Origin of the sequence: Shewanella sp. MM_2022_3 (assembly GCF_022557375.1) — a bacterium.
GTDB classification, from domain to species: Bacteria; Pseudomonadota; Gammaproteobacteria; order Enterobacterales; family Shewanellaceae; genus Shewanella; species Shewanella xiamenensis.
Genome location: NZ_JAKZGV010000046.1, coordinates 21,579 through 33,704, shown reverse-complemented (window position 1 = coordinate 33,704; position 12,126 = coordinate 21,579). Strand labels below are relative to the sequence as shown.

The following is a 12,126-nucleotide window of genomic DNA, read 5'->3' as shown; positions in this document are numbered from 1 at the left end:
ATGTTATTTGCCTCTTTTGACTTCGCTAAAAATCAAAGATGCATTTAACATGGGTAGGTATACAGGCAAAGCCTCAAATGATGATAACCACCTACTGAAGTAGGTGGTTTTGGGCTAAAAATAAAAAGCCTAGCGAATGCTAGGCTTTTTCGTGATTAAATTGAATTAGAAGCGTAACGCTACACCAAGCTTGTAGCGAGCTTCACCATCGAAGCTCCATACTGGGTAGTTATCTTTAAATTCACTAATAACACCTTCTGCATCAACAGGTGAAACACCTTTCTGAATACTGTCTTCTTCAAGTAAGTTAACTACTTCAAATGTTACAGATAGATAATCTGTCACATTATAGTTAGCACTTAAATCTACTGTGCCATAAGCTTGATGCTCGCGGTTACCGTAGAAACCTGGTAATTCACGCATCATATACTCTGAACGCCAGTTATATGCTATACGAGCAGAGAAATCATCCATCTCGTAGTAACCGACTAAGTTTACAGTGTGCTTAGATGAGTCAGAAAACACTCCAACACGATCAGCATAATTTTCGGCAGGTGAGGTTGCATCGGCAAAGGTGTAGTTAGCGGAGTAACCAAAACCGTTATCGAATGAATCTAGTAATTGCAGTTCAATACCATCTATTGAACCACCTGTAGCATTATAGTTTTCACTCACTGTCCAACAGTCATATATACCTGCACCACAGGAGCTACCACCTTGACTCACTAAGTTTGGATCTTCAATACCAATTTGTTGATTTAATTTTTCACGGGTTGAAATAAATGAACTAACATCTTTGATAAAGTAAGTTGCTGCAAATAAACCTTCACCGCTGAAATACCACTCTAAGCTTAAATCTGCTTGAGAGGCTTTAAATGGCAACAGATTCACACTCCCAGTTACTTTCTTTTCGTTACCTGGAGTACCGTCGTTAAAACCAGGTAATTTAGAAGTCGCAAAAAGATCTGCGTAGTTAGGGCGAGACATAACTTGTGCTGCTGATGCTCTTAAAATTAAATCACTTGCTAAATCAAATGCAATGTTAACGCTTGGTAAAACATCATTATAGCTTGCCTTATCTGTACTTAAATCATCTGCATAAGTACCTTTTGTACTGAATGCGTAATAATCCGATTCAACATCGGTAGAGATATATCTTAAACCGAAATTACCCCGTACACCTTCACCAGCAAATGTGGCCATAGTGTATAGAGCTAAGTTTTTCTCTTGAAGCGTACCGTAACCAGATTTGTCTAAAGTAAAGCCATCAATGGCGGCATAAGCATCTCTGATCATATTGTCAAAGATAGGCTTAGGTAAGGTAAAACCTGCACCTGATGATATAGTTCCTGAGTAATATTCAGAGGCGTCTTTTGCAGTAATATTTGATGATTGCGCAGCTTCAGTCGTTTGAGTTACGTCATGATCCGCATAACTAATACCTGATTTAATTGAGGTAATAACACCAAACTCAACTGGAACAGTTATATCAAAGGTCGCAAATGACTCTTCATCAGTATTAGGTTGTTTTTTCAATGCCCAACCCGCAGTTTCCAACTTGCCATTAAAATCACTGGCATCGAAAGCATTATTAGCGATGTCAATTTTGATAACATCACCAGTTGCATCGTAAATACCCGCAAAATCTGCCGCTTTACCAATAGACTGACCATAGTTGGATGTCAAATCGGTACCACCCTCAGCTTTAGTCTTACCGATACGGCCTTCTAACTTATAGGCATCAGCTTGATATGCAAAATCGAGGTCCACTGTATCAGAGGACATGCTTGCCTTACGAGCCCAAGTTTGTGCCCATGCAAAACCACCTTTATCGGTATGCTCAACTAAAGTACAAACACCTGCGGCATTTTTCTTAAGACACTTGTTTTCACCCTGTTGGGTCGGGAATAAGAAAATTGACGTATTGGCATTGTTTGCATCAAGCTGCAAACTCATAACATTTAGACCGAACTCAAGGCTATCAGTTGGTCTGTATTGGAAAGCAGCATTAACAGCAGTGCGTTCACGGTCTTGTTGGAAAGTTGTTGGAACAATTTCCCCCCAACCAAGTAACGACTCAATACCATTACGTTGGTATTCAGTTTTATCTAATGAACCAGCAACTAAAAAGCCAAATTTTTCGTCTTCAGTTTTCCAGCTATATAAACCTGAGGTCTGCGGATCTGTCGCTTCAGAAACAGTACCGTAATCACCTTTTGCACTTAAAAATACAGAATTAGCTTCTAAATCAAGCGGCTTACGAGTCTTAACTAACACTGTGCCGCCAATACCGCCCTCTGCAACATCAGCCTGAGAAGATTTCTTGACCTCTATACCACCAACTAATTCGGGAGGAAGTAAGCTGTAATTAAAACTGCGATCAATGGCTTGTTGATCAAACCATCCTGTTGAGGCGACAGAATGCCCATTTAATAATGTGCTAGTAAGTTGGCTAGAAGCACCTCGAATAGAAACTTGTTGACCTTGGCCAAACTGACGGTTTACCGCAACACCAGGAATACGGCCTAAAGACTCCCCCACGTCACCGTCAGGAAATTTACCAATATCTTCAGCGGTCACAGCATCAACAACAGCGTCAGAAAAACGTTTGTCGTTGACAGAAGCTTTCATTGAAGCTCTCATACCACGCACTTCAATTTTTTCAATATTTTCAGGAGCGGCAGCAGTGGCAGCTGCTTCTGCAGCGACAGCACTGATTGAAACCGCGCTGCCGAGGAGGATAGCAATGTTTGTAGCTAGTACACTTTTCTTAAAGGATGATGGTCGCATCTCGTTTCCCTTCCATAACTTTATTATCGTTTTAGTATTCATAACCATTCCGATGGAATGACAACGCTGTCATGTCTAGAGCAAACATTACACAATAATTAACAGCCTTGCCACAACAAAATAACTCTGGACGAAAAAAAAAGTCATAACACTGACTTTGGCAGGATAGAATCTGAATATATTTAAGCAAAAATAATCACTTAAATAATTTGATGTAAAATTACAACTTATAACGGAGTGTTAACAGTTGAAAAATGCCGCAGTTTGTAACAAATGAGCATTGCTATACGGCATAAATGCTCGCACTATAAGCAACATAATAAAAAGTTAACTGACAACGCTGTCGGCTTGTAAATTACGCTTAAAGGATTGAGGTTCATCAATCTGCTAGCCCTTCGTAAATTCGAATAAAGAGTTTTTAGATCAATGAAAGTCACTATCAACGACGTCGCTAAATATGCTGGAGTGTCAATCAAGACAGTTTCCCGCGTAACCAATAATGAGCCATCGGTGAAACAAGCCACGATTGATAAAGTGAACGAGGCCATTAAAGCATTAAATTATCAGCCCAATCTTGCCGCAAGAAATCTGGCAGGGACAAAATCCTATGCTATTGGTTTTATTTATGATAATCCTAACGCGTATTACATTATTGATATGCAAAATGGGATTTTATCGGCATGTAAAGATAAAGGCTACGAGCTTGTTATCCACCCTTGTAATGCTAAATCTGACACAATTTGTGATGAGCTGACTCAGCTTGTTAAACATTCGAGGCTTGCAGGTTTAGTGTTAACACCGCCACTTTCAGAAGATCCAAAAGTACTGAAATCTCTCAACGAGATCGATGCAAATTATGTCCGCATTATTGCAGGGGAAGGAGTTAAAGAGCCAGATGGGCTCACCATTTTAGTGAATGACAAGTCGGGGGCGGTTGAAATAACCCAGCATTTGATTGATTTGGGCCATAAAAATATCGCTTTTATAAGTGGTGATTTGCACCACGAATCCACGAAAGAACGATTACTTGGCTATAAACAAGCATTAACAAAAAACCATCTAATTCTGAATGAAGATTACATAATTGAAGGGAAATACTCATTTGAATCGGGGGTCGAAGGCGCAAATATCCTGATTAAACTTAAAAACCGTCCTACTGCGATTGTTGCTTGTAACGACGAAATTGCAGCTGGAGCACTTTTTGCCGCTCGTTTAGCAGGGCTTGATATTCCTGGTGACTTGTCGATTGTAGGATTCGAAGATAGCCCATTTTCACGCCAAACTTGGCCGAAGCTTACCACAGTTCATCAACCCAATTCTGAAATTGCCCAAGTTGCGACAGAACTGTTAATCGATAAACGTCGTGAGCTAGATGCTAAATTTGCAAAAACATTTACCCCAGAGCCGGTTATCCGCGATTCTTCTGCCTCACCTAAACACTAGGATATATTGATGTTTTAGACTTATATTCGTAGTGTGTGATGCAAAAGTGGCGCATTGTCGTTGTAGTACGTAAACGGATTCTCTAGTAGCAGTAATATCAAATCCAATATCGAAAAATGCCATACTAAAAACACGAGAGAGCATAGCTCACTCGTGTTTATACCATTAGTGTAATTTCAGCTTTGGTCTTTGCCACTTGAGTAGCTTTTGTGCGATGCGATAAATAATCGCAGAGAACCAGCCATATAGGCTCGCTAAATGCCTTTGATATAAAGAGATGTACATCAGCCTTGCGATATGGCCTTCAACGAAGAAAGTACCAGAGCGCAGATTCCCCATTAAATTACCCACGGCCGAAAAGCGGCTTAATGAAACTAAGGAACCATAATCTTTATAGACAAAAGCCTTTTCAGCCTTATTTTGTAGCCGGTTCACAATATTCTCATATAGCGTATCTGCCATCTGAGCAGCGGCTTGAGCGCGTGGCGGAACAGGTTGACCAGACTCGAGAATTAATAGGGCGCAATCCCCAATGGCATAAATATCTTGATGGCCTTTCACCCGCATACAAGCATCAACTTCGACTTGGTTTCGCGGCGTAATAGGCAGTTTAGAAAAATTTCGGAAGGCTTTTGGACCTTTAACGCCAGCCGCCCAAACCTTTAGGCCTGCCTCAATCACATCACCATCTTGAGTGATGAAGCCGTCACGCGTCACTTCCTTTACCTGCACCCCGATGTGTAAACGAATACCGATTTTATCAAGTACGGCTTGGGCTCTAGCACTTACACGCTCTGGTAGTTGGGGAAGAATTTTGGGAGAGGCTTCAATAAGATGCACATCAAGATGATGTTTTGAGATATTAAGGTAACCATATTCTTTAACTGATTCAATCACATGATGAAGTTCAGCGGCTAACTCAACGCCTGTTGCGCCTGCGCCAACAATGCCTATACTGACTTTCTCTTGTGTTTCATTGAGTTGTAACAAGGCATCCAAGAGCTTTTGATGAAATAAGTTAGCGTTATCTAAACTATCGAGAAAAATACAATGTTGCTCCGCTCCTAGGGTATTAAAGCTATTGGATACTCCACCTAAGGCCAGAACTAAATAATCATATTCAATCTGACGAGGTTCAAGCAATAATTCTCCTGAATCACTATATACAGCAGCAAGCTGAATAGTCTTTGCATCTGGTTCACACTGCTCAATTTCACCACGAATATAACGATATCCATTTTTAAGGCCATGATCTCTGTAAAGTAATCCCTCAATCGACTGATCGATAACCCCCACAGCAACTTCGTGTAATTTTGGCTTCCAGATATGAATAGGGCTTTTATCAATTAAGCAGACATCGACGACATCACCACCGCCCAACTTACGGCCTAATTTTGAGGCCAGCGCTAAACCTGCAGCTCCACCGCCCACAATCACGATTCGTTTCGTAGCCAAAATAACAACCTCACAAGCTCATTTAAGTGGCTAAGTTATACCATGGAACAGATAAGAGATAACTACTTTAGTCTAACTAAGCAGACCATTTTACATTAAAGATATTTCAGAAATCGAACGACTTAATGAGCTACGTGATAAAATTTAGGCAACAAAAAAGGGCCCTCAGGCCCTAATTTTAAAAGAATAGATTTAAACCGCTTCTTCGTTTTCTTCCCCAGTTCGAATCCGGATAACCCGCTCAACATCTGTCACAAATATTTTGCCATCACCAATCTTACCAGTACGTGCAGTTTCAACAATCACATCTATAGCTTGATCAACGAGATCATCTTGGATCACAAGCTCAATTTTTACTTTTGGCAAAAAATCAACCATATACTCAGCACCACGATAAAGCTCCGTATGTCCTTTCTGACGACCGAAACCTTTGACTTCGAGCACAGTCATTCCCGTGATCCCAATCTCAGCAAGTGACTCGCGCACATCATCTAATTTAAAAGGCTTAATAATGGCTTCAACTTTCTTCATCAAACATTCCTCAGCACTTGCTTACAGATAATCAAACAGAATAACACTAGCTTACACGTGGTTAAGGTATTATTGAAGCATCGGCATCGCTTTACTCATAAAACACAGTTTCTATAAAACGGTTCTTAGCACATAAAAATCTAAAAATTACATCGCAGATCCTAGCTTGACATTTATACTTGTAGTTAGCTATTGATGTTTAAAACCGCCTGCTGGACGCGGGATACTTATGACAAAGGAACTGTTATGAATACCCATCAAAATGGTTTTAGCCTGATAGAACTATTCACCACTTTATCCATATCAACACTTCTCCTTACGATTGGGGCTCCAGCGTATACTGACATAACTGACCATTTTAGAGCAGATTCGAATATAAAAACTGTTCAACAAACATTCGCATTTGCACGTAACACCGCAATAAACTACGGATATAGGGTAACTGCTTGTCCTCTCGTTAATGGACAGTGCACTGATAACTGGCAGCAAGGTATCTCAGTTTTTACTGACTCAGGTGCAGCTGAAACACTTGATTTAAATGATAAAGTGATAATGATTATTGATGAATTCGATAGCAAAGATTTTATAAAGTACAACCGTAACTCTGTAAGATTTCAGCCAGATGGGCTTGCATCAGGCAGTAACGGCACCTTTAAATATTGCCCACGAACATTAGATAACAAAAATTCTAAAGCAATTGTGGTCAATCAAGCGGGACGAGTTCGCTTATCTACGGCAAAAAATATTGACTGTAAATAAATGCATATTGGTTAATATGCTAGTACACGATCCATTGAATGCTGCTAAGTTGTTAATGCCCTGCCACAGTATTGAGGTGCAGGGTATCAGCTTTCTCTATGCTGAATATAAATTACTCGTACATAACTAAAACCATTTAAACCTAGTGTATTGGCTGTGCTAATTATAAACGACACTGTAAAACAACTTATTGGTTATATTGAATATCTTAGATAGTTACTGATCTTGTAGGCTCTCTCGCATATACTTAACCGAGTTAACGCGAGGATTATTCAATGTTTACTCTCTCAAAAGGTTTTACTTTAGTTGAACTAATGGTCACCATCGCAATTGCGGCTTTACTTCTTTCTATTGGCGTCCCCTCTTTTACTTCAATGTATGAAGCGACTCGTAGCGCAAATGAAATACAAAAAATTAATGACCTTTTTGCCTTTGCGCGAAATCAAGCGGTGAATTACGGTGCTACAGTCACAGTATGCCCCTATGCAGCAACACCCTGTGGCAATGACTGGAGTAAAGGGTTTAGTGTCTATATTGAGAACAGTGGCGCTAAAAAAGTCTTAAAGGTAATTGATGGATTTAACTCGAAAGACACGATCTCCCTTAGCGGCCCTACAGATAAAACAGTAAACTTCACTTCAGATGGTTTAGTCTCTACTGAAACATCGATTATATATTGTCCAAGTGGAGAAAGTGACGGCTCTAAAAGCATAAAAATTAGTACATCAGGATTAATCAAAGAGGGAAGTGACAACCAAAGCTGTTCATAACTTACTGAATAGTTTACGACAGATTATCACTACATTAAATTTCAGTAAAAATGCCAAATGAAATAGAGCGATTTGGCACTTTTATGCAGAATTTAAAAAGCATGGTTTTAAGGTACAGTCTTTATTAAGCTTAAAATGAATCACTAAAAGTGTTTATCTAGGTGTCAACTTATCCAATTCTTGAGCCTTAAGGCTGTTGAAAGAAGCATTAAGCTCAACGCATTCTTCTACTGCATTGATGTAAGACTTTTTACCATCACTCGACTGACGAAGAGTCCCAACGAGATTTGCCATTCTCAATGGCATTTCACTCATTTTCCAACGATAAAAAGCAATTTCAGCATTATTTTTAAACGTAATATAACATTTAAAATCCTGTTCGACCTGTGGATTTCCGCTGTCAGCCCAAACTTTACTCGATATCAACACCAAAATCGTGGAGAGAATGACTCGTTTCATTTCCAACACTCCGTACTTGGACCTTTAGCCCCGGTATCTGTAATGGTTAAAGGTGTACAGGATGAATCTCTGCTTGCCTGTACTCCTTTTGCGACTGCTTTTAGCGTAAATGATGTAGTACCACTTGATGTCACAGAGTAATTACCATGTTCAGTAATATAGGGATCTGCGCCTATCAGCTTAGTTAAATCAGTAGCATACTTACGATTATCTAAGTAATACTGTTCTTGTAAATTGGCTAATCTCATCAACGCCGACAAACCTTCAGCTCTCGTACTTTGCGCCACGTATCGAGTATAAGAAGGATATGCGATTGCCGATAAAATTCCGATGATAACAACAACTATCATCACTTCAATTAATGTAAAACCGTTATCTTTAATCTTCATATACAAATATTTACTCATTTATATGGTAATAAATTTTATTTACACCTAAACCAGAAGCGACGTTTATCGTGCCACTGTATTCACCATTTTCATTTTTATCGCCTTTTCCGACACCAATAATATAGATATAGGGATCCTTACCAGATTCTGGAGCTGGGATCACAATTTGCGGCGTGTCAGGAACTCTTTCTCCGAGTTCATAATATAACTGAGAAAAAGATCTTGTTCCTTTATGTAAATCAAATGCATAGAGCTTACCAGCACCAGAAACTAAACAAACGTTATCAGCAACAGAATCGGCTGGCGGTGAATAAGAGGTAAAATATACTTTTCCTTGAACAATCAGTGCCGCAGTCAAGCTTTTTTCACCGAGTCCAGAAAAATCATAATACCAACCAAGTTTAGTACCGAAATTGATATTATCCGTTTCTGACGTAGGAGCACTTGATGTCACATCATACAAATTATTAACTGTAATAGTTGCGGGCACATTACTTCCCGTAAAACTCTTAGTGACGACGTTACGATCCTGAAGCATAAAAAACATATCATTAACATCAGTGCTTGAAGGACTTGGCCTCATTCCACTACCCACAGCAACGGCATCATAGGGGACATTTTGGTGTGTTTTCGTCGTTACGGTTTCGGTCCCAGTTGTCACCGATACTTCGGACAAATTAGTAAACATTGTTTGCGCAACCACAGGTTCTGCGAAGAAACGTCTATTATCGCTATTTGAACCTCCCAATGAAGCAAACTTAAAAGCGGTCCATGTACTTGAACTTGCTGTAGGTAAATCCATACGCCAAATATTACCTGTAACATCCGATGCATATATGCGGTCTGTATAGCCATCAGTGTTGCTATCAAGCACTGCGACTGAATTAGGAATACTGCCTTGGATACCTGGAAGCACAGTTGCTCCACTCGCCGATCCGCCAAAAGAATGGATCAGCGTTCCCTTTTGTGCATCAACAATATATACAACACTACCTAGGGGCGAAGTCGTCGGCGTAGCATCAAAGCTCACATCATAACCTCCACCAAAAATCAATACCGGTTTATCGTAACCTACGATTTTAGTCACAATTGGTTCCGACCATGTCTGACCTAGATCGGCAAAACCATCACTAGAAGGATTAATAGTCCACATAAGAGAGGGGCTGTCTGGATTAGATACATCTAGAGCATAATAAGATGAGCCACCACGCCGCATACCTACAAAAACCCAAGCCTTGTTTACTTTACCGGTAGAATCCGTTTCGGTATAAGCAACGGGAGATGAATCCATTCCATACACAGTGTGGACACCTGATGGGTCATTCGTTCTAAGCTCAAATAAATTTGGTAAAAGCTCGTAGGGTATAAATCCCCATGTTTCTGACACTGACTCACCAGCATCTTTAAACATATGTAAAACGCCTTGGTTTGTGCCCAAAATAATTCGGATGTCCGTGGCCGTTTCACTACCAAAATTCAATGCAAGAGGTTTCGAATGTAAAGGGTCTCCCATAACATCACTGCGTTTATCTGTTGTACTACCATTTTTATTGTCGTCGTCAACATCAATACCTTTTAACCAGTCTAGAGTATTTGCGACTTCATCAATGCTGGTCCTCATAAAGGTAGCTAAAGCTTGATCGCCACCAGCGGCACTTTGTGCATTCGATAACGTAAGAGGAGACAAACTATTTGCTCCTCCTAAATTACTCAAAATGGTTCGACTCGCTTGACTCTTGATTTGAGCCGCAGCACCACCAACCTCCACCTTATTACCATCTTTTTGACTGGCGCAATCAGACCAAATCGTACAAGCGGTATCTTTAATATTTCCGTTATCAGCAATAGCCGCATTTCCTTGACTATCAACTAAGGTGCCATCAGCTGTTACTTTAAGTTTCTTTAAATTTCCACTCCAACGAGGACCTTTACCAGGTAAAAACATCGCATAGTAAGCAGCATCAAAGGTTTGTGTTCTATCAAAGTTATTACTTGCAATACTTGGAGAAGTAAAACTCGAGTCTATATTCAAAATATTTGATAACGCATCATTCAGGGCATTTTGTAATTCCAAACTATTCTGAGCCGCAAAATATAAGCCACCACCACGTTTAGCGGTTTCCGCTAATAAGGGGGCCGCATCCTCTGCGCCTTTACTAAAACCAATAGTATAAGTGCGCACATTTTGCATTTGCTCCGTGTTAGAGCTATCAAGTTTATTGATTAGATCATTATTGAACATATAACTTGCTAATGCAGGTAAATAACTAGGCGAACTTAAACCCTGAGAAAATGAGGAATAATCACTGCTTTTACTTGCTGCCGCAGTTAAACTTTTAACATCGTTATTAGCACTTCCATCAACTGTTGGTGAGCCATCAGTAACATAAATCACATAGGCAATATCAGTACAAACTTTAAATGGGCTACTATAAGTACCGTTTTTTTCTACAGAAGTATCATAAGGAGGGCGATTGCCTACATAAGAGCCATAATCGGTATCCGCGTGTCCAAAAACAACACTTTTACCAGCAAAATAACGATAGGCTTCATACATAGTTTCACACAAAGGTGTATTAGTTTTTGCTGGTAACTTATCAATAGTTAATAGTAAGCTATCTCGAGCAGCATCCGTCATTTGTGTAATACCCGAAACTATCCGGCCACCATCCCTATTCCCCTCATTAGGGTAATTATAATTAAATACAGCCAACCCAAAATCCACGGTTGGGGTAGAATTAATAATGTTAGAAATCGCCTTCTTTGCAATATCTAACCTTGAAACTTTTACGGTTGGCAACCGTCCTTCTTTGGACAACCAATACCATCTTAAATAGTTATCTGTATAAAAAGTGACAGGCTGACCAACACCAAAATCTGTATTTTTTGCGGCAATTAAAGCATCACCCCATGTGCTACTGGGGGAAGATGACGTAAAATAAGGAAATGCTTTCTTTTTCCAACCACTCTGTATTGTTAACCCATTAGCAGGAAATCCGTCATTGTAAGAAGATGAGTTTTGAGGATCTATTGTAGAAATATCCTCCCAGCAATCAACCACCTTAATATTACGACCATCTGTCTCAGGAAACTCTTTCCACACCCCCGTAGTCCCACTTGAAGTGAACTCGCGAATATAGCCTGTAAAACGGCCATATTGATCCAATGCAGCTTTACTTTGATTACAGCCGTTTATCGTAGCATCAAAATATCGTCTATCAGAACTGGTATCAGGCTTTGGTAATGCTCCGCCTCCCACGGTGTAATAGATTCGATCGCCACTGTACCCTGAACCACTAACAGGGGGATAGTCATAATCGGGATCATAATCAATCACCTGAGTAATTTCTTCGGTAGACATACTTCCCGAGTTATCAAAAATAACCAAGACTTTAGGCCGAGCACCCGTGCGAGTTGTCGACTCTTTAACATATAATTCCGTATCATCGCCAAAGGTTGAGGTTGAAGTTGATATTGACGTTACAGCCAATGCAAGCAATGTACACAAAGTGAGTTTTTTAGTTAGCATA

General features: G+C 39.9%; 9 protein-coding genes. 3 read left to right on the top strand and 6 right to left on the bottom strand.

Going from position 1 to position 12,126, the window contains the following annotated elements; translation table 11 throughout:
- Positions 1 to 165: 165 nt before the first annotated feature.
- Positions 166 to 2,790 carry a TonB-dependent receptor gene (locus MMG82_RS17485; RefSeq protein ID WP_037421023.1) on the bottom strand — a complete coding sequence of 875 codons (2,625 nt, stop codon included), beginning with the start codon at positions 2,788 to 2,790 and terminating at the stop codon, positions 166 to 168.
- 426 nt (positions 2,791 to 3,216) lie between these two features.
- On the opposite strand from MMG82_RS17485, the gene MMG82_RS17480 reads away from it, so the two are divergent.
- Positions 3,217 to 4,233 carry a LacI family DNA-binding transcriptional regulator gene (locus MMG82_RS17480; RefSeq protein WP_037421020.1) on the top strand — a complete coding sequence of 339 codons (1,017 nt, stop codon included), beginning with the start codon at positions 3,217 to 3,219 and terminating at the stop codon, positions 4,231 to 4,233.
- A gap of 165 nt (positions 4,234 to 4,398) precedes the next feature.
- On the opposite strand, the gene MMG82_RS17475 is transcribed toward MMG82_RS17480, so the two are convergent.
- Together MMG82_RS17475 and glnB are read right to left on the bottom strand one after the other, a co-directional pair.
- On the bottom strand, positions 4,399 to 5,688 hold the full coding sequence (locus MMG82_RS17475; RefSeq protein ID WP_037421015.1) for an NAD(P)/FAD-dependent oxidoreductase: 1,290 nt from the start codon (positions 5,686 to 5,688) through the stop codon (positions 4,399 to 4,401).
- Positions 5,689 to 5,880: 192 nt separating this feature from the next.
- Complete coding sequence (gene glnB, locus MMG82_RS17470; protein WP_011073353.1) at positions 5,881 to 6,219, bottom strand: nitrogen regulatory protein P-II; 339 nt, start codon at positions 6,217 to 6,219, stop codon at positions 5,881 to 5,883.
- Positions 6,220 to 6,465: 246 nt separating this feature from the next.
- On the opposite strand from glnB, the gene MMG82_RS17465 reads away from it, so the two are divergent.
- Both MMG82_RS17465 and MMG82_RS17460 read left to right on the top strand, forming a co-directional pair.
- A complete protein-coding gene (locus tag MMG82_RS17465) occupies positions 6,466 to 6,978 on the top strand; it encodes a GspH/FimT family pseudopilin (RefSeq protein ID WP_047536825.1) in 513 nt (170 codons plus the stop codon).
- A 275-nt stretch (positions 6,979 to 7,253) separates the two neighbouring features.
- A complete protein-coding gene (locus MMG82_RS17460; RefSeq protein ID WP_144376114.1) occupies positions 7,254 to 7,748 on the top strand; it encodes a GspH/FimT family pseudopilin in 495 nt (164 codons plus the stop codon).
- 153 nt (positions 7,749 to 7,901) lie between these two features.
- Here the strand turns inward: MMG82_RS17460 and MMG82_RS17455 are convergent, their stop codons facing one another.
- Genes MMG82_RS17455 through MMG82_RS17445 form a run of 3 tightly spaced genes read right to left on the bottom strand, consistent with a single transcriptional unit; the run spans position 7,902 to position 12,125 of the window.
- Entirely contained in the window at positions 7,902 to 8,207 is a 306-nt protein-coding gene (locus MMG82_RS17455) for a TapY2 family type IVa secretion system protein (protein WP_047536832.1), read from the bottom strand.
- Entirely contained in the window at positions 8,204 to 8,596 is a 393-nt protein-coding gene (locus MMG82_RS17450) for a type IV pilin protein (RefSeq protein ID WP_047540417.1), read from the bottom strand. Before MMG82_RS17450 ends, MMG82_RS17455 begins: the two co-directional genes overlap by 4 nt.
- Positions 8,597 to 8,606: 10 nt before the next feature.
- The gene (locus MMG82_RS17445; RefSeq protein WP_241407204.1) at positions 8,607 to 12,125 is read right to left on the bottom strand and encodes a PilC/PilY family type IV pilus protein; all 3,519 of its coding nucleotides are present in this window, start codon (positions 12,123 to 12,125) and stop codon (positions 8,607 to 8,609) included.
- Position 12,126: the final 1 nt, after the last annotated feature.